This window comes from Borborobacter arsenicus, assembly GCF_003934165.1.
GTDB classification, from domain to species: Bacteria; Pseudomonadota; Alphaproteobacteria; order Rhizobiales; family Rhizobiaceae; genus Pseudaminobacter; species Pseudaminobacter arsenicus.
This window is the reverse complement of record NZ_ML133508.1, coordinates 230,961-255,167: the sequence shown is the minus strand read 5'-3', so window position 1 is coordinate 255,167 and position 24,207 is coordinate 230,961. Positions and strand designations below refer to the sequence as shown.

The window sequence follows — 24,207 nt, the reverse complement described above, 5'->3', positions numbered from 1 at the left end:
CACCGCGCCTATTGGCTTGCCCAGACGATGCGCGCCATCCAGTCGACATCGGTTACGGCGAGATTGCGGCCGGGATGCTCAGGATTGATCGAGTGAAGCTCGATCATCTTTGGCGTGCGGCGCGCCAGCACCTTTGCCATGACCTCGCCGCCATGCGTCTTGACGACAACACGGTCTCCCTTGTGGACCTGGACTCCCGGATCGACGATCAGCACGTCACCATGCCGGTAGAGCGGCAGCATGGAATCGCCCTGGACTTCAAGCGCATAGGAATTCTCGGTCGATTGGGCCGGAAGCTCGATCAGGTCCCAGCCCTGGCCCGCCGGAAAGCCGGCATCATCGAAAAACCCACCGGCACCGGCCTGGGCAAAACCCAGCAGCGGTACAGTCGGTTTTTGAACCGGTAGCTGCCGGTCGGCAGCAGAGGCGCGGTCCTCAAGCAGGCTCATGAACTCGTCGAGCGACGAATTGGTCGCTTCAATGATCTTGGCAAGCGATTCGGTCGACGGCCAGCGCGGCCTTCCGTCGGCGGACGCCCGCTTCGATTTGTTGAAGGCTGTCGAATCCAGTCCGGCCCTCTTGGCCAGCCCGGAGGCAGACAAAGAGTAGCGTTCGGCCAGCGCATCGATGGCGGCCCAGACCCGGTCGTGCGAAAGCATCGGCGTGATCTCGCGTCAAAACAGGAAAATATACCTTTAACGCGAGGTCGGTGCGATGTCCAGAAGCGTCAAGACGAGACTTCCCGGCCATCACCGCTCTTGGCGTTTGCGCGCAGGCCCACATGGGACGCCATGAAGGCACGCTCTGCCTCTGTCGGCGCGCGGGGGGAGGCATTGTAACCGAGGGCAGCGAACAATTCCTCGATTTGGACGAAACGGCGCCTGCGGCGGTCATAGATGCCCGCCGTGGTCAGTATCACAGCCGCTGTCTCACCGTTGACAAGCACGAATTCGTGCCGCCCGATGACCTGGGTGCCCTCCCAAGTCTCGATGGTAGAGACGACCTCGAACCGGCGCCACAGCCTGATTTCGCGCACGAAGACGATCTGCAGGCCACCGAGCATCGGCGCCCAGCCATTGCGCCGCGCGCTGGCGATCAGCCCGGCGCGCAGGAAGAGGTCGATGCGCCCGACATCGGCCAGCATCATGTAGCGGGCATTGTTGAGATGGTAATTGATGTCGATATCGGTCGGCAGGCAGCGGAAGGCGAGCCTTCCCTTGTCGCCCATCTCAAACCTGCCGCGACTCTTGGTGGTGAGCGCCATCCTGGCCAGGCGAGCCCAGACATACATCCGTCTGGCCTAGACGCCGGAGGCTCGGGGCGCGGCGGCGTCCCACGCCAGGACGAAATCCTCGCGAAAGGCGAAGCGCTTCAGATGATCTGCAATCACCTGCTTCATGCGCTCGGCCCGCTCCGGATCGGCGGCATCGAGGCGAACCGAAAGGCGGTCTATGCCTGCGTCGAGCTCGCAGACCGTCTCCGGGTCGAATTCGATCCGCCCATGCGCAGGATCGAACTCGACCGCGAATTTATGGCTCCAGTGCTTGCATAATTGCTGGAGGTAGCGGCTGGCGCTGGCCGTTTCAGCACTGCCCCTGTATGTCGCCATCTTTGCTTTCCTTTCGGCGACCTATGCCGCCTTCTTCGCCTCTTCCTTCGCATAGGGATCGAAGCGCTGATAGAAGGTTTCGCCCTTTTCAACCATGTCGAGAAGAAGCTTCGGCGCCTTGAATTCGGCACCATATTTCTTGCGCAAGGTCTTGGCGATGCGGACGAACTCCTTCGCCCCGATGCCGTCGATATAGGACAGGGCCCCGCCGGTATAAGGTGCGAAGCCGAAGGCGAGGATCGAGCCGACATCGGCCTCGCGCGGGTCGGTGACGATGCCCTCCTCCATGACGCGAGCGGCCTCGAGCGCGATGACGGTGAGGAAGCGCTGCTTCAATTCCTCATAATCGATCTTGTCGGGATTGCGCTGCTTGTAGAGGTCCTTCAGGCCCGGCCACAGATGCTTCTTGGCCGGTTTTTCCGGATAGTCGTAGAAGCCCTTGCCGTTCTTGCGGCCGAAGCGGCCATGGGTGTCGACCATCGTGTCGATGAGCTTCATCTGCTCGGGATCGACCGCCTTCTCGCCAAGATCGCGGATGGTCTGCTTCATGATCTTCTGGGCAAGATCGATCGCCGTCTCGTCGGTCAGCGCCAGCGGGCCTACCGGCATGCCGGCAGCACGCGCCGCATTCTCGATCATGGCGGCCGGCACGCCCTCAATCAGCATCTTGAAGGCTTCCGACATATAGCGCAGCACGCAGCGATTGACATAGAAGCCGCGCGTGTCGTTGACGACGATCGGCGTCTTCTTAATGGCGCGGACATAGTCGATGGCAACCGCAAGCGCCTTCTCGCCGGTCTTCTTGCCGAGGATGATTTCAACCAGCATCATCTTGTCGACAGGCGAGAAGAAGTGGATGCCGACGAAGTTCTTCGGCCGGGCGGAGTTCTTGGCCAGGCTGGTGATCGGGATAGTCGAGGTATTGGAAGCAAAGACGGATGACGGCTTCAGCGCGGCCTCGGCCTTTTCGGTCGTCGCCTTTTTGACCTCGGAATCCTCGAACACCGCCTCGATGACGAGATCGCTGCCGGCAAGGTCGGCATAGTCGGCGCTGGGTGTGATCAGCGACAGCAGCCGCTCTTTATCCTCGGCCTTGGCACGCCCCTTCTTGATCTGCTCCGAGACCAGCTTGTCGGAATGCGCCTTGCCCTTTTCGGCAGCCTCCATGTCGCGGTCGATGAGCACTACGGGGATGCCGGCCTTGGCCGTCACATAGGCAATGCCGGCGCCCATGAAGCCGGCGCCGATGATGCCGATCTTCCTGAACTTCGTTGGCGGAACGCCTTCGGGCCGGCGCGCGCCCTTGTTGAGTTCCTGCAGCGACACGAAGAGCGAGCGGATCATCATCGCTGCTTCTTTCGTCCGCAGGATCTCGGTGAAATAGCGCTGCTCGATCTTCAAACCGGTGTCGAAGGGCACCAGCAGGCCTTCATAGACGCATTTCAGGATCGCGCTTGCGGCCGGATAATTGCCATAGGTTTCGCGGCGCAGGATGGCGATTGCCGGCGGCCACAGATTGGCGCCGGCCGCCGAATAGATCGGACCGCCCGGCAGCTTGAAGCCCTTCTCGTCCCAGGGCTGGACCGGCTTCAGCCCGCCCTTGATCATCGCCTTGGCGGCGGCGACCAGTTTCTTCGGCTCGGCGATCTCATGGATCAGCCCCATCGCCTTGGCACGCTGCGGCGTCAGGTTCTGGCCGGAGGTCAGCATCTGCAGGGCCTGCTGCTGGTCGGTCAGGCGCGGCACGCGCTGGGTGCCGCCGGCGCCGGGGAAGATGCCAACCTTGACCTCCGGCAGCGCCATCTTGACCGCATCCGAGTCGGCCGCGATGCGACCGTGGCAGGCAAGCGACATTTCGAAGGCGCCGCCCATGCAGGTGCCGTTGATCGCCGAGACCCAGGGCTTGCCGCAGGTCTCCAGCTTGCGGAAGAGCTGGCCCATGCGGCCGACATTGTCGAACAGCAGCCTGATCGCATGATCGGGATCGCGCGAATTTTCCTTCTGGAACAGGCCCAGCATCTTCTGCAGCATGGCAAGATCGGCGCCGCCGGAGAAGGTCTCCTTGCCCGAGGTGATGACCGCACCCTTGACGGCGACATCGGCCGTGACCTGATCGACGATACTGTCGAGTTCCGACATCACCTGCTCGGTGAAGACATTCATCGAGCGGTCCGGCATGTCCCAGGTGACGAGGGCGATGCCATCGGCATCGGTTTCGACGGTGAAGTTCTTGTAGTCAGCCATTGGAGTGGTTCCCTCCTTGAAAATCCGGTGGCGTCAGCGCGGGGCGCGACGGTGGCGACTGGCTTACCCTCCCCCTTGTGGGGAGGGTCGCGAGCGAAACGAGCGGGGTGGGGGTAAGAGGCTCCGTACTTCATCATAGCCCTCACCCCGGCGCTAACGCGCCGACCCTCCCCACAAGGGGGAGGGTAAGAGGTGGCTAGACCCGCTCGATGATCGTCGCGGTGCCCATGCCGGCGCCGATGCAGAGCGTGACCAGCGCCGTGTTGAGGTCGCGCCGCTCCAGCTCGTCCAGCACCGTGCCGAAGATCATGGCACCGGTGGCGCCGAGCGGATGGCCCATGGCGATCGCCCCGCCATTGACGTTGATCTTGTCGCCGGGAATGTCGAAGGCCTGGATATAGCGCAGTACGACCGCGGCGAAGGCTTCGTTGAGCTCGAACAGGTCGATGTCGGACAGCTTCATCTTCGCCCGCTTCAGCAGCTTTTCGGTGACGTCGACTGGGCCGGTCAGCATCAGCACCGGCTCCGAGCCGATATTGGCGAAGGCGCGGATGCGCGCACGGGGCTTGAGCCCCATCGCCTTGCCGGCCTTCTTGGACCCGAGCAGAACCGCCCCTGCGCCATCGACGATGCCCGAGGAGTTGCCCGCATGGTGGACGTGGTTGACCGCCTCGACCTCCGGGTGCTTCTGGACAGCCACAGCGTCAAAGCCGCCCATCTCGCCCGGCATGACGAAGGACGGGTTGAGGGCTGCCAGCGACTGCATGTCGGTGGTGGGGCGCATATGCTCGTCATGGTCAAGAATGGTGAGGCCGTTCTGGTCCTTCACCGGGATGACGGACTTCTTGAAATAGCCCTTTTCCCAGGAATGGGCGGCGCGCTTCTGGCTTTCCACCGCATAGGCATCGACGTCGTCGCGGGAAAAGCCGTATTTGGTGGCGATGAGATCCGCCGAAATGCCCTGCGGCACGAACCAGGCCGGCAGGCCGACCGACGGGTCCATGAACCATGAGCCGCCCGACATGCCCATGCCGACACGGCTCATGCTTTCCACCCCGCCCGCGATCACGATATCGTCGGCGCCCTGGGCGATCTTGGCCGCACCGAGATTGATGGAATCGAGACCCGAGGCGCAGAAGCGCGAAATCTGCATGCCGGGCGCCTTGGTGTCATAGCCGGCCTCGAAGGCGGCGGCGCGCGGAATGACCGAGCCCGCCTCGCCGACCGGATCGACGCAGCCGAAGATGATGTCGTCGACCGTGCCGGTGTCCAGCCCGTTGCGGTCGCGCAGGGCTTCCAGCGTGCGGGCCGCAAGCCGCACCGCCGGAACTTCATGCAGCGCGCCGTCCTTCTTGCCGCGCCCGCGCGGGGTGCGCACGGCGTCATAGACAAAAGCGTCAGCCATATTTTCTCTCCTCTAAGGCGAAACCGGGCGGAACCACCATAGCTTCGCTTGCATCAATCGACCCCCACTCCGTCTCGGCTTCGCCTCGACACCTCTCCCCCGATCAACGGGGGAGAGGAAGTGCCGGCCGCAAGCTGGGCGCCTTTCCTCTCCCCCAGGCAAGGGGAGAGGTGGCCAGAAGGGCTGGAGCGGGGTGGTTCAACTTTCCTCGTCACAAGCTCCGCGCGATCAACAGCTTCATGATCTCGTTAGTGCCGCCATAGATGCGCTGTACACGGGCGTCGCGATACATGCGCGCAATCGGATATTCATTCATATAGCCATAGCCGCCATGCAATTGCAGGCACTCATCCACGACCTTGCCCTGAAGGTCGGAGAGCCAGTATTTGGCCATGGAGGCGGTAACCGGATCGAGCCCGCCGGCGAGGTGGCGGGCAACGCAATCATTGTAAAAGACGCGGCCAATGGTGGCTTCCGTCTTCAGTTCGGCCAGCCTGAACTGCGTGTTCTGGAAGTCGATCACCGCCTTGCCGAAGGCCTTGCGCTCCTTGACATAGTCGATGGTCAGCGCCAGTGCGCGCTCGACGGCGGCAATTGCGGTCGCCCCGATCTGCAGGCGCTCCTGCGGCAATTGCTGCATGAGCTGGACGAAGCCCTGCCCTTCCTCCGCCCCGAGCAGGTTTGCCGTCGGCACCCGCACATCGTTGAAGAAGAGTTCGGACGTGTCGTTGGATTTCAGGCCGATCTTGTCGAGGTTGCGGCCGCGCTCGAAGCCCTCGACCTCGTCGGTTTCGACAACGATCAGGGACGTTCCCTTCGCGCCCTTGGACGGATCGGTCTTGGTGACGACGATGATGAGATTGGCAAGCTGGCCGTTGGTGATAAAGGTCTTGGAGCCGTTGATCAGATAATGGTTGCCGTCCTTGACGGCACTGGTCTTGACGCCCTGCAGGTCAGATCCAGCACCGGGCTCGGTCATGGCGATGGCGCCGATCAGTTCGCCGGTCGCCATCCTCGGCAGCCATTTGCGCTTCTGCTCCTCCGACCCGTAGAGGAGGATGTAGGGCGCGACGATGGAACTGTGCAGCGCGATGCCGAAGCCGTCCACCCCGACATGGGAAATGGCTTCCATGATGGCGCTTTCATGTGCAAATGTGCCGCCCGAACCGCCATATGCCTCCGGCATGGAGGCGCAAAGCAGCCCCGCCGCACCGGCCTTGCGCCAACTGTCGCGATCGAAGCTCTCAGCCTTCTCGAATTCCTCGTAGCGCGGCGCAATCTCGGCTTCCAGGAATTTCGTCGCCATGTCGTAGAGCATGGCGACGTCTTCCGACATCCAGCCGGGCTTGGGCAGGCCGAGGATTTCGCCTGGGTTGGTCAACACGCTCTCCCTTCGCGACGTCAGAACGCCTCCGCCGGCAGCGCCATCATTGTATCGGCTCCGCTTGAGATGCGCGCCAGACGGGTTGCCGTCTCCGGCATGATACGCTCCATGAAATAGCTGCCGGTGACAAGCTTGTTCTCGTAGAAGGAAGCGGCATCGCCCGCGCCGGCGGCAAGCTTTTCCTGCGCGGCCTTGACCATGCGGCCCCACATATGGCCAAGCGCGACAAGGCCGAAGAGATGCATGTAGTCGGTGGAGGCGGCGCCGGCATTGTCCGGCTTCTGGATGGCGTTCTGCATCAGCCACATGGTAGCGGCCTGCAGGTCGTTCAGACCTTTCTTGAGCGCCTTGGTGTAGGGCGCCATCTTCTCGTCGGCACGGTTTTCCTCGCAGAAATCGCCGACTTCCTTGAAGAAGGCCTGCACGGCGCTGCCGCCATTTTGCGCCAGCTTGCGGCCGACGAGATCGAGCGCCTGGATGCCGTTGGCACCTTCATAGATCATGGCGATGCGGGCATCGCGCACGAACTGGCTCATGCCGTGTTCTTCGATATAGCCATGGCCACCGAACACCTGCTGTGCCATCACCGCATGGTCGAAGCCCTTGTCGGTCAGCACGCCCTTGAGAACAGGCGTCAACAGCGAGAGTTGATCGTCGGCCGCCTGCCGCTCGGCTTCGTCCGGCGAACGATGGGCGATGTCTGAATTGAGTGCCGTCGCCAGCATCAGCGCGCGGCCGGCCTCATTGAAGGCCTTCATGATCATCAGCGCCCGGCGGATATCGGGATGGACGATGATCGGGTCGGCCGGTCTGTCGGGAGCCTTGGCGCCCGACAGCGAGCGGCCCTGCAAACGCTCCTTCGCATAGGCGACGGCGTTCTGATAGGCGGCTTCGGAGACCGCCAGGCCCTGCAGGGCAACGCCGAGACGCGCCTCGTTCATCATGGTGAACATGGCCTTCAGGCCGCCATGCTCGGGCCCGAGCAGATAGCCGGTCGCCTCGTCGTAATTCATGACGCAGGTGGCGTTGCCGTGAATGCCCATCTTCTCCTCGATGGAGCCGCAGGAAACGCCATTGCGCCGGCCATCTTCATCGTCCAGTACCTTCGGCACGATGAACAGTGAGATGCCCTTGACCCCCTCCGGCGCACCCTCGATGCGGGCGAGCACCAGATGGATGATGTTGTCGGCCAGGTCGTGCTCTCCGGCGGAAATGAAAATCTTCTGCCCGGAAATCCTGTAACTGCCATCGCCATTTGGTACCGCCTTGGTGCGCAGCAGGCCGAGATCGGTGCCGCAATGCGGCTCGGTCAGGTTCATGGTTCCGGTCCAGGTCCCTTCGACCATGCGCGGCAGGTATTTCTGTTTCTGCTCGTCGGAGCCATGGGCGAGGATCGCGGCGATCGCGCCCTGCGTCAGGCCCGGATACATCATCAGCGCCATATTGGCCGAGGACATGTATTCGCCGACCGCCGAATGCACCGCATAGGGCAGGCCCTGCCCGCCATGTTCGGCAGGAACGGCAAGCCCCACCCAGCCGCCATCGCGATATTGCTCATAGGCCTGCCTGAAAGACTTCGGCGTGGTCACCGAGCCATCGTCATGGCGCACGCAGCCTTCGATGTCGCCGGCGCGGTTGGTTGGCTGGAGCGCGTTTTCGGCAAGTTTGGCGCCTTCGGCAAGGATTGCGTCGAGGACGTCCGGCGATGCATCGGAGAAGCCGGCCAGATTGCTGTAGCGCTCGTAGCCCAGCACATCCTTCAGCACAAAAAGCGTGTCTGCAACCGGCGCCCTGTATGACGGCATCTTGATCCTCCGCAGCAATCATGCGGCGCCGACGCCCGGTTCAGGCATCAGCCCGCTCTTGTCATGCGGCATAGCAGTAATTGACGTTTGCGTAAACGTCAATTTTGGGCAACTGCAATTTTTCCGCGAGGCCCCGTGGCACAACTACCTTTTCGTCTGCGCATGCGCAAAACGCCGCGCGAGGCTGCTGCCTCGCACGGCGTGATGTCGACGTGGCCTTGTGCCGCTAAGCGGGTCAGCCGTTGGCTGCAACCGGCACTGGACGAGCGCCTAGCATCTCCCCCACGAGCGTCATGCCGGCCGTCAACTCCTCGATGGCTTCATCGATGGCCTGGCGTTGCTTCGTGAGACGCTGGAGTTGCTTTTCCGACTTCTCAAGCGTCAAGCGCAGCTGCTTGGTGTTGGCACCTTTCGGATCGTACAGATCCAGCATCTGCTTGACGTCGCGCAATGAGAACCCGACCTTGCGACCTAGCAGGATCAGCTTCAGCCTTGCTTCCTCGCGACGCGAATAAAGCCGTGTGCTGCCTTCGCGTTTCGGAGTTAACAGGCCCTTGTCTTCGTAGAAGCGCAAGGTGCGCAGAGTTACGCCGTATTTCTTCGCAATATCGCCAATGCGGGCAAGGTCATGATCGGCCGCATTGTCTGCACTATCGTCGGCAACAGCGTTTTCGCCGACCTTGACGAGTTTCATGGTCATTTGCTTTCCCCGTGGCATCCGCAGGAATGCCGGAATGGAAGCTTTGGGGGGATGTCGCTTCCAGTCGTGCCTTCCTGGATACGCAAGCCAGCCGCCCAAGCAAACCGCTTACGTTTACGTAAGACTGATATATAAGCTCGCCCGTTTCACGTTGCAAGCGCGCAATCGATGCCAGCCGTTCTGCTGCACTATGCTTTTCATATCGGTAAGCTTGGTTAACGCGTTGTTTACCACGTTGGGTGAAATGTGGGCGTGTCGGGTGGTCGTGAAGAGTCTCCTAACGAAATTATTCATGGCCTTCCGCAGCGTGGGGGAAGTCTTGTTCTGCCGCCTTTCGCAGACGGCCCGCGTCCGGCCCCCGAAGGACTTTTGAGACCAACCAGAACTGGCGAACGGACGTTTCAATGAACAGCAAGCGCTCCTATCTGGAATCACTGAACGCCGGCAGGCCGCGCAGGCCGTATACGACGCTTGAAGACCTGAACCGATCGCTGGCAAATCTCGAACAGCGGATCGGCCATTCACAAGCGCCCTCCGACGCTTACGATCGCACGCGGACCGGAGGAAATTCCACCGACCTGCCGAACCCGCCTGCCGATGAGAGAGTAGCGGCTACCAATGCGCGCACCTCCCTCTCGACTGGTCCTTCCTATCAGGCGATTGCCCGTGACCTTCAGCGGGTACGCAGCCAGGAAGACGGGGTGGCGGCCTTCGGCAAGATCGCCGATGAGCTGCAGCAATTGCGCGAAGAATTGCGCCAGCAGGTCACATCGGGCATGCGGCGCGAATTCGAAGCGCTGCGCCAGGATATGGGGCGCGCCTATTCGACAGGCACCGCAAGGGGGGCAAGCGAACTGGGCCTCGAATTCGAAAGGCTGTCCAGCGCCATCAATTCCCTCTCCGAGCGCAGCGACGACAAGAGCATCAATATGTTGCGCCTGGAAGTCGAGCAGGTCAGGAAAGCACTCGACACATTGGCGCGCGAGGAGACCGTGCTGTCGGTCGATCGGCGCTGGGACGATTTCGATCGCCGCTGGTCGGATTTCGAAGATCGTGTTTCCACCGGCCGGATGCAGGACCCGGCTCTGGCCACACTTACCGCGCGGCTGGAGCAGATCAGCGACGCGGTCAGCAACCTGCCTGAATCGCTGTCGCTTCGCTCGCTGGAAGAGAAAGTGCGCGCGCTGGCAGGCGCCGTCGACCATTTCGCACGCCAGCAGGAACATGGCGATGCAACCACGCTCGGCCTGATCGAAGAGCGGCTGGACGAAATTTCACGGGCCATCGTGGCTTCCACGGCAGCAGCGAAGATGCCGAATTTCGACCCCGAGCCATTCGAACGAATCGAGGCCCGAATTGTCTCGCTAGCCCATCAGATCGAAGAGGTTGCAGGCGACCAGCGGCCAAACGCCGAGGTCATGGATCGTCTCAATCTTCTGTCCCGGCGCGTCGACGAAATCACCGCACAGATCCATCTGCCGGAGCAGGCGGTCGAGCGTCTGGCCAATCAGATCGGCAGCATTGCCGAAAAGATCGACCGGGCACCGGCGGCAGCGGATGCCGACTATATTTTCCAGGGCGTGGAGAAGCGCTTCGACCTGCTCGCCAGCGTGATCGAGCGGCGTCAGGACGATGCGCTCGAACATGGCAACATGCTCTTTCGCGACCTCGAACAGCGGCTTGAGGAAGTGGCAGCGCGGCTCGACCAGCGCGCCGCGACCTCGGCCTTCGACAATGAAGGCATCATGCAGGCGATCGATGCCCGCTTCGGCGCGCTTGCCGAAAGGATCGAAAGCCGCAAGCCGGATCTGTCGGACAACGATACCATTCGTAGCCTGGAGGCGCGCCTCGAGGCTATTTCCAACCGGCTCGACCACTCCGCCAGCCAATATTCCGGCGTCGACCCCGACCTTATCCGCAACCTGGAAGCGCAGGTCGCCGGGTTGACAGAACATCTGGCGCGCCCATCGGCTCCCCTGCCCGAGTTCGAAGACATCGGGCCTCGCCTTAACGAGATCGAAAGATCGATTGCAGGCAGCCACGACGCCATCCTCGAAGCCGCCCGGCAGGCCGCTGAAAATGCCGTGCACTCGTTCGGCGGCTCGCAGATGCAGACCGAAGCCGTCTCCGGCCTCGCGGAGGACCTGAAGGCGCTGGAGACTTTGACGCGCCGGTCGGATGAGCGCAACGCCAGAACCTTCGAAGCAATCCACGATACGCTGCTGAAGATCGTCGACCGGCTCGGTTCGCTCGAACAGGGTAATGGTTCGGAGGCTGCGCCGGAGGTAGCCCCGCGCGCTCCGTTGCGCAAGATGGCGGCTCAGGACACACCCTCGCTCGTCGTCGAGGACAGCCTCCCGCTTTTCGACGACCTCGGCGATCTCGATCGCTCCGATATCGCCGAGGCCGCTCCGCAGGTGGTAGCCAGGACGCCGGCCGAAGCAGCAGTCGCGGCCGCGGCCGCCGCACTTGATTCCGATACCATCGCGGATGACGAGCCCGAGGCCCGTTCACGCTCGATGCTCAGCGGGCTGGCACGTGTTTTCAGCAGAAAAGGCCATGCCGCCGCAATGCCGGCGGAACCGGAAACGCTTCCGGTGGACGATGTTCCGGCCGTCGATCTCGACGAGCCGCTAGATCCGAAACTGGCAAACCGTCCGCTGACACCCGGCTCGGGCGCACCCGATCTCAACGCCATCATGAAGCGCGTGCGCGATGAGCGTGGACAGACGGGCCGGCAGGCCGAGACCGATGCCGCGAAATCCGACTTCATCGCTGCCGCTCGCCGCGCGGCGCAGGCAGCGGCGGCCGAAGCCGAAGCGCTCAAGCGTCACTCCGACATCAAGGGGCCGGTGCGGGCGCTGCGCGTAGGCGATCTTCTCAAGGCGCGACGCAAGCCGATCCTGATGGCGGCAGCCGCAATCATGATGGCGCTTGCCGGCCTGCAACTGGGCAAGGCGTTTCTGGCGGATGACACCGAAATGGCAGAGACCGTGCCTGCACCGGCCATTTCTCAGGAACACATTGAAACTGCCGCCGCTGCAGCTGACGAACCGATGGACAGCCTCGGTGCCGAAGACGGATCCATTACCGCCAACACCCTCACCGACCCGGCTGAACAATCGGCCGAGATGGCGGCGTCACCGTCTGTGGAACCAGCCGCCGCTCCCACATCATCGGAAGTCGACACGGCCTCGGCCGCACCCAAGGCGGACGGCGCCTTGGAGGCCGATCCGATTGCAGCCACCGCACCGCTCGTGCCGAATGAGGCGGCTCCTACCCAGGCAGCCGCTCCGGCCATCAGCGTGCCGCTGGAAGCAGGACCGATCCCGCTGCGCGACGCGGCGAACGCCGGCGATGCCAAGGCCCTGTTCGAGGTCGGTTCGCGCTATGCGGATGGAAGGGGTGTTACCTCCGACATGGCGGCAGCGGCCAAATGGTACGAGAAATCGGCTGAGCTGGGCTTTGCTCCGGCGCAGTATCGTATCGGCAATTTCTACGAGAAGGGCCTCGGCGTCGAGCGCGACATCGAGAAAGCCAAGACCTGGTACCAGCTCGCCGCCGCGCAGGGCAATGCCAGCGCCATGCATAACCTCGCCGTGCTGTTCGCCATGGGCGCCGACGGCACGACCGACAATGAATCGGCAACGCGCTGGTTCATCCAGGCGGCCGAACTCGGCGTCAAGGACAGCCAATACAATCTCGGCATCCTGGCGGCCAAGGGCGTCGGCATGGCCCAGAGCCTTGAAGAATCCTACAAATGGTTTGCCCTCGTCGCCAAGACCGGCGACAAGGATGCCGCCGCCAAGCGCGACGAGATCGCCAACTCGCTGCGGCCCGAGCAGTTGGAACGCGCCCGCGCCGCAACCGAATTGTGGAAGCCCAAGCCGCTCAACGCCCTGGCCAATTCGGTCGAGATCCCCGAAGCGTGGCAGGAGAGCCCGACGACGACCGCCAGCATCGACATGAAGAAGGCGGTCCGCAACATCCAGGCCATACTCAACAAGAACGGTTACGATGCCGGCAATGCCGACGGCGTGCTCGGTGAAAAGACCAAGACCGCTATCGCCGCGTTCCAGAAGGACAACGACATGGAACCCACCGGCGAGGTCAATGAAAAGGTCGTTCGCGCCCTGCTGGCGCGCAAATGACCGCCGGCCTGTCGTTTCCGGGACGACCTGTCCGCCTCTGCTCCATTAACCTGTTGACATGCTTTTTGTTTTAGACTGTACGGAAGTCTGATTTTCCGCCGTAATCTCGGCGCAAGAGCACGGTAACGAGCGAGGGCGAGGGACGGCCTCGTCGGCGGGCAAATGGTGTAGAGTTTAACGGGTGGGCATCTATCTCCCGATCGCGGAACTGTCGGCAAATGTGATTGTCCTGCTCGCCATGGGCGCGGCAGTCGGCTTTCTCTCCGGCATGTTCGGCGTCGGTGGCGGCTTCCTCATCACCCCGCTCTTGATCTTCTACAACATCCCGCCGGCAATCGCGGTGGCCACCGGCGCCAACCAGGTCATCGCTTCGTCGTTTTCGGGAGCCCTGGCCCATCTCAAGCGCGGCACGCTCGACTTCAAGCTCGGTACGATGCTTTTGATTGGCGGCATCGTCGGATCGACGGCCGGCATCTACGTCTTTGCCTTGCTGCGCAGCATCGGACAATTGGACCTGTTCATCTCGCTGCTTTACGTGGCGCTCCTGGGCACTGTCGGCTCGCTGATGATGATCGAGAGCCTGAACGCCATCCGCCGCAGCAAAAGCGGCGTGGCGCCGGCGCTGAAGAAACCGGGTCAGCACAATTGGATTCACCGTCTGCCGCTGAAGATGCGGTTTCGCGCCTCGAAACTTTTCGTCAGTGTGATCCCGGTCCTGGTGCTTGGCGCAGGCATCGGCTTCCTGTCGTCGATCATGGGCGTCGGGGGCGGCTTCATAATGGTGCCGGCCCTGATCTACCTGCTGAAAGTGCCGACCAATGTCGTTGTCGGCACGTCGCTGTTCCAGATCATTTTCGTTGCCGCCTACACCACCATCGTCCATTCGACGACCAACCAGACCGTCGACATCGTGCTGGCCTTCGTGTTGATGATCGGCGGCGTGGCCGGCGCGCAATATGGCGCCAAGGCAGGCCAGAAGCTGCGTGGTGAACAGCTTCGCGCATTGCTGGCGCTGCTGGTGCTTGCCGTGGCGCTCAGGCTTGCCTTCGACCTGTTCGTACGGCCCCAGGACATCTATTCCCTCAGCGGCATTGGCGGGGGGCATATATGAGGCGCGCCGCCGCGATGCTGGCCCTGTCACTATGCGCCGCCTGGGGCGGGATGGCAGCAGCGCTTGCCCAGGAACCCGCCCCGGAAAATATCCAGATCGGCCTGTCAACCGACCGTGTCGCCATCACCACCGATTTTTCCGGCGCCGACCTTACCATTTTCGGCGCCATCGAAAATGCCGATCCGCTGATCAACCGGCAGGGTCGCTACGATGTCATCGTGGTGCTGGAAGGGCCCGCGCGCCCTGTGGTCGTGAGGCGCAAGGATCGCGTACTCGGCATGTGGATCAACACCCAATCCGAGACCTTCGAGAATGTGCCGGTTTCCTATTCCGTCGCCACGACAAGGGCGATGCGCGACATCACCCAGCCCGCCAGTTACAGGCAGCTGTCACTCGGCGCAGACAATCTGCACATCAGGGTGTCGGACGACACCGAAAGCAGCCCGGCGACCATCGAGGAATTCACCGCCGCCCTGCGCGACCGCAAGAAGGCCGTGGGCCTTTATAGCGAGCGCATCGGCGGCGTGCAGTTTCTCTCGGCAAATCTGTTCCGCGCCACGGTTTCGCTTGCCCCCAATGTGCCGGTCGGCACCCACCGCGCCCGAGCCTTCCTGTTCCGCAGTGGCGTCTTCGTTAAGGAAACCTCGGCGCAACTTGCCATCTACAAGTCCGGCTTCGAGCAGACGATCTATCGCTTCGCCAACAACCATGCCTTCTGGTTCGGCATCTTCGCCGTCCTGCTTGCCATGCTGACGGGCTGGATCGGCCGCTTGGTATTCCGCAAGGATTAACCCGGCCGAAGCAGTGCGCCGGCAATCGCGAAGACACGGCTGGAGCCAAGCATATAGGCCCGGAAATCCGGCCAGCTGAACAAGCCGTGATAGGCGCGGTCCAGCACGTTGAGAGAGCCGGTATAGGCGCCGAAGGCAGGCATGACCACGCGACTGCCATCGCTGGCAAAGCAACGCCGCCGCACCGAGCGCCCACGCTGGACGATGCGCGCACAAGGGTGGAGATGGCCCGCGATCTCCCCCTCGATCGGATGAGCGGATGGTTCATGGCGGAAGGTCAGCCCGCCGATGGCAATCTCCTGCACTGTCCGTCCCGAAACGCCGTCCGGCGGCTGCGGGTCGTGATTGCCGGCGACCCAGTACCAGTCACGGCCATCCATCAGGACTTCCAGTCGTGACCGGAAGATTTCGGGCAGGCGTGCCGCGCCCTCGCCGTCATGGAAGCTGTCACCTAGGCTGACGACGCGCCTTGGCGCATAGTCCGCAATCACCGCCTGAAGCCGCTGCAAGGTGGCTGCGGTGTCGTAGGGGGGCAACAGCGATCCGCGCCGGGCAAGGGAAGACCCCTTCTCCAGATGCAGGTCGGAAACGACCAGCAATTCCATGTCGGGCATGTAGAGCACGCCGCGCGGATCGCAGACGACACGCTCGCCGGCAATCACTATCGCCTCGCTTTGTGTCCGGGCCGCGGTTCTCATTCGCCCATAGCTTCCTCGATCAGGTCCGCCGCTTCCAGAAGCAGCGAGTCACTCGCCGCGCCGTAGACAGGCTCCTTGCCGACCTCAAGCATGATCGGCACGGCCAGCGGCGAAATGCGCTCCAGATGTTTATGCATGATTCGACCGCGAATGCGCGAGAGCATCTCGGCCAGTCTCCTGACATCGAGCAAGCCCGCGGCCGCATCGGTTCGGGTCGCCTGCAGCAGAATGTGGTCCGGCTCGTGGGCGCGAAGCACGTCGTAGATGAGGTCGGCCGAGACCGTCACCTGCCGGCCGCTCTTTTCCTGGCCGGGGTGGCGCTTTTCGATCAGGCCGGAAATCAGTGCGCAGGCGCGGAAGGTGCGCTTGAGCATCCAGCTGTCGGCGAGCCACGCCTCGAGGTCGTCACCCAGCATGTCTTCATCGAAAAGCTCCGCAAGAGGCAATTGCCGGCGCTGGAACATGTGCCCCATGTCGCCGAGCGCCCAGATGGCCAGCGCATAGTCGGTCGCCACGAAGCCCAAGGGGCCTGCACCCGCGCGCTCCAGACGACGGGTCAACAGCATGCCCAATGTCTGGTGCGCCAGCCTGCCCTCGAAGGGATAAGCGACCATGTAATGGCGCTCGCCGCGTGCGAAGGTCTCCACCAGCAGATCCTCACGCCTCGGCAGCGCGGACTTGTCGGCCTGCATACGTAGCCAGTCGGCCACCTGATCGGGCAACCGCTTCCAGCGGTCTGGATCGGCCAGCATGGCACGCACCTCGCCTGCCAGATAGGTGGAGAGCGGAAACTTGCCGCCGCCATAATAGGGAACCTTGGCATCCCTGCCGGGGGCGTTCGAGACGAAGCATTCATTCTCGCGAATGCCCTCGAAGCGCAGCACCTTGCCGGCAAACAGGAACGTGTCGCCCGGCACGAGCGTTTCCAGAAAGGCTTCCTCGATCTTGCCGAGCGTGGGCCCGCCGCGACCGACGGCACCCCTGCCCTGCCGAACATAGCGCACATTCAGCGCCGGCACTTCGATGATGGTGCCGACATTGAGCCGGTATTGCTGGGCGACGCGCGGATGGCTGACCCGCCACAGGCCTTCCTTCGTCAGGCGGATGCGCGCATAGCGCTCATAGCCGCGCAACGCATAGCCGCCTGTGGCAACGAAATCGATGACCCGGTCGAAGGTATGGCGATCGAGATTGATGTAGGACGCGGCGCTCCTGATCTCGTCATAGAGCAGATCAGCATTGAACGGCGCGCCGCAGGCGCTGCCCAGCACATGCTGGGCCAGCACATCGAGCGCGCCATCGACCAGCGGCGGCGTGTCCTGCGCGCCGAGATAGTTGGCCTCAAGGGCGGCACGGCATTCCAGAACCTCGAAGCGATTGGCCGGGATGAGGATCGCCCGGCTCGGCTCGTCCATGCGGTGATTGGAACGACCGATGCGCTGTGCAAGCCGGCTCGCCCCCTTCGGCGCACCGACATGGATGACCAGATCGACATCGCCCCAGTCGATGCCGAGATCGAGCGTGGAGGTGGCGACGATGGCGCGCAGCGAATTGGTCTCCATCGCCTTTTCGACACGGCGGCGCTGGCTGACATCGAGCGAGCCGTGGTGAAGCGCGATCGGCAGATTGTCGTCGTTGACCCGCCACAATTCCTGGAACAGGAATTCGGCCTGGCTGCGCGTATTGACGAACAGCAGCGTCGTGCGGTGCTTCTTCACCGCCTCATAGATTTCGGGAACGGCATAGCGTGCCGAATGGCCGGACCAGGGCACATGCTCGTCCGAATCGAGAATGGTGATCTCGGGCTTGGCGCCGCCTGAAACGGTGATGAGATCGGCCATGTTGCCGGGCGGGTTTTGGCTGACCAGCCAGCGGCGCAATTCGTCCGGGTCGGAGACGGTGGCGGACAGACCGATCGCCTGAAGACCCGGAACGAGGCTGCGCAGCCGCGCCAACCCCAGCGCCAGCAGATGGCCGCGCTTGGACGTGACCAGCGAATGCAACTCGTCGAGCACGACATAGCGCAGATCGGCGAAAAAGCGCTGTGCATCCGAGCCGGCAATCAGCAGCGCCAATTGCTCCGGCGTGGTCATCAAAATATCGGGCGGCACAAGCTTCTGGCGCTGCCGCTTGTGCGCCGGCGTGTCGCCGGTTCGCGTCTCCATCGCAACCGGCAGGCCCATTTCGCTGACCGGCTTGCCCAGATTGCGCTCGATATCGACCGCCAGCGCCTTGAGCGGCGAGATATAGAGCGTGTGGATGCCGCGATGCGCCCCACCCGGCCGGCGCTTGGGTCGTGCCTCAAGATCGACCAGCGTCGGCAGGAAGCCGGCCAGCGTCTTGCCGGCACCGGTCGGTGCGATCAAAAGCACTGAATGGCCGGCCTGGGCGCGGGCGAGCAGTTCGAACTGGTGCGGCCGCGGCGCCCAGCCGCGCAAGGCAAACCAGTTCTGGAAGCGCTGCGGCAGCAGCGCGTTCAACTCTCTTTGTGGGTACGCCTCGATATTCACGCAAGACAGGTAGCGCGCCGCACGATAGCCGCCAAGCCACTTTGGGAACAAAACGGGATCATTTTTCGGTCCCTGCGTTCATCCGGGCTTTTCTGTGCGCTGCAAGTCACTATCTTGGACGCATGCGCGCACGCGATCTGCTCCATCCCCGCCCCGAAGGCCTCTATTGCCCGCCCGGCGATTTCTACATCGATCCGATCAGGCCGGTGGACCGAGCGCTGATCACCCATGGCCATTCAGACCACGCACGCGCCGGCCATGGCTCGGTGCTGGCTACGGCGGAGACGCTCGACATCATGGGATTGCGCTATGGCAGCGATTTTGCCGGCACGACGCAGGCGGCAAAGCTTGGGGAGAGACTGGCGATCGGCGACGTCGGCGTGACGTTCCATCCGGCCGGCCATGTGCTTGGCTCGGCGCAGATCGCCGTCGAGCAGAACGGCACCTGCATCGTTGCCTCGGGCGATTACAAGCGCCACCCGGACCCGACTTGCGCGGCCTTCGTGCCGATCCAATGCGATGTTTTCATCACCGAGGCTACGTTCGGGCTGCCAGTTTTCAAACATCCATCCGACCGCGAGGAGATTGCGCGGCTTCTGAAGTCGGTCGAGCAGTTTCCGCAGCGCGCCCATCTCGTCGGCGCCTATGCGCTCGGCAAGGCGCAGCGCGTGATAAGGCTGCTACGCGACGCCGGCTATGACCGGACCATCTTCATCCATGGCGCGCTGGCAAAGCTCTGCGACTATTACGAGAGCCAAGGCGTCGCCCTCGGTACGCTTGAGCCGGCAACGGTCGAAACGGGCACGAAGGGCGACTTCGCCGGCGAGATCATTGTCGGCCCGCCGGCGGCATTCGCCGACCGCTGGGCGCGGCGCTTCCCCGATCCGGTCGCCTGCTTCGCCTCGGGCTGGATGCGCATCCGCCAGCGTGCCCGGCAGCGCGGCGTGGAACTGCCGCTGATCATCTCGGACCATTCCGACTGGGACGAGCTGACTGAGACCATCACCGGGACCGGCGCCTCGGAAGTATGGGTAACCCATGGCCGCGAGGAAGCGCTGGTGCGCTGGTGCGAATTGAACGGCATTGCCGCAAGGCCGCTGCATCTCGTCGGCTATGAAGACGAGGGCGATTGAGCATGAACCGCTTTGCCGAACTACTCGACCGGCTGGTGCTGACACCTTCGCGCAATGGCAAGCTCACCCTGCTGACCGACTATTTCCGCGCGACCGAAGACCCCGATCGCGGGCTGGCACTGGCGGCGATCACCGGCGACCTTTCGATTGCGGCGGTGAAGCCGGCGATGCTGCGCATGCTGATTTCCGAACGCATGGACCCGGTGCTGTTCGGCTATTCCTACGACTATGTCGGCGACCTCGCCGAAACCGTCTCGCTGGTCTGGCCCGATCCACCCCGAGCGCTTGAGGACAACCACACACCCACGCTTGCTGATGTGGTCAGTGCGCTTCAGACAGCAAGCCGGTCGGATGGCCCCAGCATCGTGGCGAACCTGCTCGACCGGGCCGATATTTCGGCCCGCTATGCCATCCTCAAGCTGGTGACAGGCGGCCTGCGCATCGGCGTTTCGGCAAGGCTTGCCAAACAGGCGGTGGCCGATCTCGGCCCCGTGGACGTCACCGAGATCGAAGAATTGTGGCACGGTCTCAAGCCACCCTATGGCGAGCTTTTCGCCTGGCTCGAGGGCAAGGCTGAACGCCCGGAAAAAACGGCAAAGGCGCTGTTTCGGCCGGTCATGCTGTCCAATCCGGTCGGTGACGGAGATCTCGAAAAGCTCGACCCGGCTAATTACGCCGCCGAATGGAAATGGGACGGTATCCGCGTGCAGGCGGTTTGCGAAGGCGGCATGCGTCGGCTTTATTCGCGCACCGGCGACGACGTCTCGCCTGCCTTCCCCGATCTTGCGGCAAGCATGGATTTCGAAGGCGTGCTGGACGGCGAATTGCTGGTCGGCGATCCGCAGCGGGAGACCGGCACATTCTCCGACCTCCAGCAAAGGCTGAACCGCAAGGCCGTCTCGGCAAAGATCCAGGCGCGGTATCCGGTCTTCGTGCGCTGCTACGACCTGCTGCAGGAAGGAGAGGAGGATCTGCGGAGCCTGCCCTTCGCGGAGCGGCGCATGCGGCTGGAAAGCTTCGTGGCACAACTCGATCTGGCTCGCTTCGACCTTTCGCCGCTGGTGCCTTTCGCCGACTGGCAGGCGCTCGAAGACATGCGCCGCAACCCACCGCATCCGGTGATCGAAGGCGTCATGCTCAAGGCCTGCAACTCGCCCTATCTGGCAGGCCGCCCCAAGGGACCCTGGTTCAAATGGAAGCGCGATCCCTTCACCGTCGATGCCGTGCTGATGTATGCGCAGCGCGGCCATGGCAAGCGCTCGAGCTTCTATTCCGACTATACGTTCGGCGTCTGGTCGGGCCCTGAAGGCGCCGGCGAGCTGGTGCCGGTCGGCAAGGCCTATTTCGGCTTCACCGACGAGGAATTGCGCCAGATCGACAAATTCGTGCGCGACAATACGGTGGAGCGTTTCGGGCCGGTGCGCTCAGTACGTGCCGATCGCAGCCATGGGCTGGTGCTGGAAGTGGCCTTCGAGGGGCTGAACCGTTCGACACGGCACAAGTCGGGCGTGGCGATGCGCTTTCCGCGCATTTCCCGGCTGCGCTGGGACAAGCCGCCGCATGAAGCCGACCGGATCGAGACGCTGCAAGCCTTGCTGGATTGAAAGCCGGTGACGGCAGCCTACTGCGACACGGACACCTTGATTTCGTAGATATCGACTGCCTTGCCCTCATTGGCAAAGTCAGAGTTGATCGCGATGGTGCCGCCGGCACCGGGCTGCTTGCCGCTGAAATCGACCTCGAACAGATAGTCGCCCTTCTCGTAGCCGACCGCATAGCGCTTGCGCCCGCAATCGCCCAGTTCGCCGAAATTGCAATCCACCGACATTTCGGTTTCCTTGCCTTCCTCGGCGCGGGCGACGATATCGAATGTGGCCGTCTTGCCGGCCAGTTGCTCAAGCACGCCCTGACCGATATCGAACAGGATCGCCGACCCGGATTTGCCTGAGCGTATGCGCAGGAAGCTGCCGGATTCATCCTGCATAACTTCTGCCGTGGTTTCACCCGGCGAGCTCACCATCGCAGCGTCGGCGGTCGAGAAGACGTTGATCCAGTCACGGTCGGGGTCCGCCTGGCCCGGCGCGATCGGCGCGGCCTCGTTTTCGGGGATATAGTCTTCGTCCTGGACGCTCTGCGGCGGGTTCGGAATGCTGGTATCGCGCTCGGCCGGGGTCTTGAGCAGGCCGGTCTGGAAGGCCCACCAGCCGCCGATCACGATCGCTGCCAGAAGTGTGGCACCGATGAAAAGACGGGGAAAAATCCGCCGCTTCCTGCGCGCCCGGGTTTCGATGCGCTCACCCTCGACCGCAACGGCTGCGCTGGCCGGTCTCGCTGCCTTGCGCGGCGCGTCCAGCACGGGGCCTTCGTCGCGCTGCGGCCGAATGTCGTCCAGCCGCGGTTCGGATTGCGACCGGGAGGCGATCGGCTCGACCGCCGGCACAACGGGAACGAATTCCGATTCGATTTGCGTTATCGTCGCCTGCAGCGCCTTGCGGCGGTTGATGGCCGCTTCGACGGTCAGCGTGGGGCTCGCCTTCAGCGCCCGGTCCAGCGCCGCAAAGGCTGAGCGATAGACCTTCTCGCGAAAGTCCCGATCCTCGGCGTTTCCCTTTTCGAAGGCGTTTCGGATCGCCTTTTCGATAGCATCCAAACCGTTTCCCCACGATTTCAGCCTGTATCGACAGATGGTTAGACGCAGCCGACGCATCAGGCAACGCCCCGGACAGGCATTATGTCATGTGAATCGGGCGATGAATCCCGTTTTTCCCCGTAAAGTTACATGGCAGGCGTTTTTTACCGCCTTCAATGGCCTTGCCATGCAGACGCGGATCACGAGCCCGCCGTCAATTTTGACTCTGAATACGCTGTCTTGGACCTCGCCTGACGAACCTCTGGTAAATCCTCATGATGGCGTCTTGAATTTGCCGCGCAATGAAGCTATCACGCCCTCGCCTTCGGCGCGGTTAATATAGCGTCCGGTCGCCGCTTTAGCTCAGTTGGTAGAGCACATCATTCGTAATGATGGGGTCGCGTGTTCGAGTCACGCAAGCGGCACCAAAATCTCCCAATAAAAACAGCAATCTACACCGTAAACAGCGCGCTAAAGCGGTTTTGGGTCTCATACCCAAAGGGGCAAAACCCAACTTTTTACACCAGTCTCGATGCCCGACCTGGCGATTTCCGTCCTCCAATCTTCGTGACCCAAAGGGAGCCTCACGGCCTCATTGCATCAAAATCTGGCGCGGTTGGCGGATTCAGCCGCTTCACTTGAAGTGCCGGAGTGGATGTGCGAATGAGCCGCGATAGCCGATAAAGTCGGCACCGATCGAGTGTGGTCCAGGGGCGTAAACAATGGCGAATCGAGGGAGAGTAAAAATGCTCATCCCTTACTTCATCGTGTTCTCGATGCTTTCGGGCCTTTACGCTTATTACGTTTCCCCGGCAGCCGGCTATATAGGTTTTCCAGATCAGCCAAACGGCGCCAAACTCGTTGCTTCATCTCTCGCTCTCGCCACCTTCGTTCTGTTAACACCAGCGGACGGGAGCGCCAGGGGCTTTTTTCTCAATCTCCTCCTGGCAACTTATATCGTGCCATCGGCCGTGATGTACGCTTTGGCGGACAAGCCTAATTATATTGCCTTCTCCATAGGGCTTGCCTGCCTTATTGTGTATTTTGTAAGCGCAATACCATTACGAAGAATTAGAATTGCCAAGCTTAGCGCCAACGCAATCATGCGCATCATGGTAATTCTGACTATATTTTATATTTTAATCATGGCATATGTTGCCGGATTTAAAAACTTCAATCTCAACATTTCGCGCGTTTACGATTTCAGAGATACTGCGGCTGAAAACATTCCTGGAATTTTTGCTTATCTATCTACGATTTTTTCAAAGATTATAATACCCATGGGCGCCGTGATTGGTCTGATGACCAGAAGATACACGGTCGTTATCGTGATGATAATCTCTTCTATTTTGCTGTATGGATTTGTCAGCCATCGAGGAGTTCTGCTTTACCCAATGGTGGCTTTGGGAATCTATTTTGTGCTGACCAGATCACCCCAATTTTCCAGGGTCCTGATCGTCCTTATGATCATATTTTTAATCGGCTTCATAGACGCTGCCATGTACTTCATGGTGGGAGCCGGATCCATTTGGGGATGGTTCGTTGATATAATCGTAAAGCGCGGGTTTATGGTTCCCGCCCTTCTGGATTTCAATCATATAGAGTTTTTCTGGGACAACCCACGATACTATTGGTCTGCCTCACGACTGACCATGGGCATGATTTCCTCTCCCTATGAACTGCCGCCAGCGAATCTGATAGGTAAGGAATTCTTTCAGAATCCCGCCACTGCTGCAAATACCGGCTTCATTGGAAATGGTTTCGCCCAAGCTGGTCTTTGGGGGATGGTCGCCTATTCGATCTGTGTGGGATTGGTGATTGCCTTCCTCAACACTTACGGGCGATATTTGGGGCTGCCTTTGGTTGCGGCAATGCTCGCCGTCCAGATGATGACTATGTTCACCGGAACAGATTTTTTAACAATGCTGCTCACGCACGGCATGCTTGCATCGCTCTTCGTGCTGATGGTGATGGAGGCACCCGCTGCCAGACGTACGGCCTCACACCCCAAGTCATCACCCTGACCATCGAAGCAAC

The 24,207-nt window shown here is 61.9% G+C and carries 17 protein-coding genes and 1 tRNA gene; 7 read left to right on the top strand and 11 right to left on the bottom strand.

Features of this window, described 5'->3' with window-relative positions; all coding sequences use genetic code 11:
* Nucleotides 1–8: 8 nt before the first annotated feature.
* From EET67_RS01235 to EET67_RS01200, 8 genes are all read right to left on the bottom strand, one after another.
* Complete coding sequence (locus EET67_RS01235) at nt 9–659, bottom strand: S24 family peptidase (protein ID WP_128624376.1); 651 nt, start codon at nt 657–659, stop codon at nt 9–11.
* A gap of 68 nt (nt 660–727) precedes the next feature.
* On the bottom strand, nt 728–1,291 hold the full coding sequence (locus EET67_RS01230; RefSeq protein WP_128624375.1) for a thioesterase family protein: 564 nt from the start codon (nt 1,289–1,291) through the stop codon (nt 728–730).
* Nucleotides 1,292–1,300: 9 nt separating this feature from the next.
* Nucleotides 1,301–1,609 (bottom strand): DUF2218 domain-containing protein, encoded by a 309-nt coding sequence (locus tag EET67_RS01225; RefSeq protein ID WP_128624374.1) that lies wholly within the window; start codon nt 1,607–1,609, stop codon nt 1,301–1,303.
* A 21-nt stretch (nt 1,610–1,630) separates the two neighbouring features.
* Nucleotides 1,631–3,853 carry an FAD-dependent oxidoreductase gene (locus tag EET67_RS01220; protein ID WP_128624373.1) on the bottom strand — a complete coding sequence of 741 codons (2,223 nt, stop codon included), beginning with the start codon at nt 3,851–3,853 and terminating at the stop codon, nt 1,631–1,633.
* A 196-nt stretch (nt 3,854–4,049) separates the two neighbouring features.
* Nucleotides 4,050–5,258, bottom strand: a complete 1,209-nt coding sequence (locus tag EET67_RS01215; RefSeq protein WP_128624372.1) for an acetyl-CoA C-acetyltransferase — start codon at nt 5,256–5,258, stop codon at nt 4,050–4,052.
* A 211-nt stretch (nt 5,259–5,469) separates the two neighbouring features.
* Nucleotides 5,470–6,642, bottom strand: a complete 1,173-nt coding sequence (locus tag EET67_RS01210; RefSeq protein ID WP_128624371.1) for an acyl-CoA dehydrogenase family protein — start codon at nt 6,640–6,642, stop codon at nt 5,470–5,472.
* Between the two features lie 17 nt (nt 6,643–6,659).
* A complete protein-coding gene (locus tag EET67_RS01205) occupies nt 6,660–8,447 on the bottom strand; it encodes an acyl-CoA dehydrogenase C-terminal domain-containing protein (RefSeq protein WP_128624370.1) in 1,788 nt (595 codons plus the stop codon).
* A 235-nt stretch (nt 8,448–8,682) separates the two neighbouring features.
* Nucleotides 8,683–9,147 (bottom strand): MerR family transcriptional regulator, encoded by a 465-nt coding sequence (locus EET67_RS01200; protein ID WP_165899746.1) that lies wholly within the window; start codon nt 9,145–9,147, stop codon nt 8,683–8,685.
* A 404-nt stretch (nt 9,148–9,551) separates the two neighbouring features.
* Here EET67_RS01200 and EET67_RS01195 point away from each other — a divergent pair, with 404 nt between their 5' ends.
* The 3 genes from EET67_RS01195 (at nt 9,552) to EET67_RS01185 (ending at nt 15,200) form a co-directional block, all read left to right on the top strand.
* Nucleotides 9,552–13,298: a peptidoglycan-binding protein gene (locus EET67_RS01195; RefSeq protein WP_128624369.1), complete on the top strand. Its 3,747-nt coding sequence runs from the start codon at nt 9,552–9,554 to the stop codon at nt 13,296–13,298.
* A gap of 181 nt (nt 13,299–13,479) precedes the next feature.
* Nucleotides 13,480–14,409, top strand: coding sequence for a sulfite exporter TauE/SafE family protein (locus EET67_RS01190; protein ID WP_128624368.1), 930 nt, complete (start codon nt 13,480–13,482; stop codon nt 14,407–14,409).
* Nucleotides 14,406–15,200, top strand: a complete 795-nt coding sequence (locus EET67_RS01185) for a TIGR02186 family protein (protein ID WP_128624367.1) — start codon at nt 14,406–14,408, stop codon at nt 15,198–15,200. Before EET67_RS01190 ends, EET67_RS01185 begins: the two co-directional genes overlap by 4 nt.
* On the opposite strand, the gene pdeM is transcribed toward EET67_RS01185, so the two are convergent.
* Together pdeM and EET67_RS01175 are read right to left on the bottom strand one after the other, a co-directional pair.
* Entirely contained in the window at nt 15,197–15,898 is a 702-nt protein-coding gene (gene pdeM, locus EET67_RS01180; RefSeq protein WP_128624366.1) for a ligase-associated DNA damage response endonuclease PdeM, read from the bottom strand. The two genes, EET67_RS01185 and pdeM, sit on opposite strands and share 4 nt — an antisense overlap.
* Nucleotides 15,895–18,408 carry a ligase-associated DNA damage response DEXH box helicase gene (locus EET67_RS01175; protein WP_128624666.1) on the bottom strand — a complete coding sequence of 838 codons (2,514 nt, stop codon included), beginning with the start codon at nt 18,406–18,408 and terminating at the stop codon, nt 15,895–15,897. The genes pdeM and EET67_RS01175 overlap by 4 nt, the downstream gene beginning before the upstream one ends.
* Nucleotides 18,409–18,530: 122 nt before the next feature.
* Here EET67_RS01175 and EET67_RS01170 point away from each other — a divergent pair, with 122 nt between their 5' ends.
* A complete protein-coding gene (locus tag EET67_RS01170; RefSeq protein WP_128624365.1) occupies nt 18,531–19,541 on the top strand; it encodes a ligase-associated DNA damage response exonuclease in 1,011 nt (336 codons plus the stop codon).
* Nucleotides 19,542–19,543: 2 nt separating this feature from the next.
* On the top strand, nt 19,544–21,145 hold the full coding sequence (locus tag EET67_RS01165; protein ID WP_128624364.1) for a cisplatin damage response ATP-dependent DNA ligase: 1,602 nt from the start codon (nt 19,544–19,546) through the stop codon (nt 21,143–21,145).
* A gap of 17 nt (nt 21,146–21,162) precedes the next feature.
* Here the strand turns inward: EET67_RS01165 and EET67_RS01160 are convergent, their stop codons facing one another.
* Nucleotides 21,163–22,191 (bottom strand): hypothetical protein, encoded by a 1,029-nt coding sequence (locus EET67_RS01160; protein ID WP_128624363.1) that lies wholly within the window; start codon nt 22,189–22,191, stop codon nt 21,163–21,165.
* Nucleotides 22,192–22,522: 331 nt separating this feature from the next.
* On the opposite strand from EET67_RS01160, the gene EET67_RS01155 reads away from it, so the two are divergent.
* Nucleotides 22,523–22,598: transfer RNA gene (locus tag EET67_RS01155), tRNA-Thr, on the top strand.
* A gap of 318 nt (nt 22,599–22,916) precedes the next feature.
* On the top strand, nt 22,917–24,194 hold the full coding sequence (locus EET67_RS01150; protein WP_128624362.1) for a hypothetical protein: 1,278 nt from the start codon (nt 22,917–22,919) through the stop codon (nt 24,192–24,194).
* Nucleotides 24,195–24,207 lie beyond the last annotated feature (13 nt).

What these genes read in the sequence shown, in the direction of transcription:
- EET67_RS01235 (WP_128624376.1), bottom strand. Translation starts at nt 659, where the DNA reads ATGCTTTCGCACGACCGGGTCTGGGCCGCCATCGATGCGCTGGCCGAA.
- EET67_RS01230 (WP_128624375.1), bottom strand. Translation starts at nt 1,291, where the DNA reads ATGTATGTCTGGGCTCGCCTGGCCAGGATGGCGCTCACCACCAAGAGT.
- EET67_RS01225 (WP_128624374.1), bottom strand. Translation starts at nt 1,609, where the DNA reads ATGGCGACATACAGGGGCAGTGCTGAAACGGCCAGCGCCAGCCGCTAC.
- EET67_RS01220 (WP_128624373.1), bottom strand. Translation starts at nt 3,853, where the DNA reads ATGGCTGACTACAAGAACTTCACCGTCGAAACCGATGCCGATGGCATC.
- EET67_RS01215 (WP_128624372.1), bottom strand. Translation starts at nt 5,258, where the DNA reads ATGGCTGACGCTTTTGTCTATGACGCCGTGCGCACCCCGCGCGGGCGC.
- EET67_RS01205 (WP_128624370.1), bottom strand. Translation starts at nt 8,447, where the DNA reads ATGCCGTCATACAGGGCGCCGGTTGCAGACACGCTTTTTGTGCTGAAG.
- EET67_RS01200 (WP_165899746.1), bottom strand. Translation starts at nt 9,147, where the DNA reads ATGACCATGAAACTCGTCAAGGTCGGCGAAAACGCTGTTGCCGACGAT.
- EET67_RS01195 (WP_128624369.1), top strand. Translation starts at nt 9,552, where the DNA reads ATGAACAGCAAGCGCTCCTATCTGGAATCACTGAACGCCGGCAGGCCG.
- EET67_RS01185 (WP_128624367.1), top strand. Translation starts at nt 14,406, where the DNA reads ATGAGGCGCGCCGCCGCGATGCTGGCCCTGTCACTATGCGCCGCCTGG.
- pdeM (WP_128624366.1), bottom strand. Translation starts at nt 15,898, where the DNA reads ATGAGAACCGCGGCCCGGACACAAAGCGAGGCGATAGTGATTGCCGGC.
- EET67_RS01170 (WP_128624365.1), top strand. Translation starts at nt 18,531, where the DNA reads ATGCGCGCACGCGATCTGCTCCATCCCCGCCCCGAAGGCCTCTATTGC.
- EET67_RS01165 (WP_128624364.1), top strand. Translation starts at nt 19,544, where the DNA reads ATGAACCGCTTTGCCGAACTACTCGACCGGCTGGTGCTGACACCTTCG.
- EET67_RS01150 (WP_128624362.1), top strand. Translation starts at nt 22,917, where the DNA reads ATGCTCATCCCTTACTTCATCGTGTTCTCGATGCTTTCGGGCCTTTAC.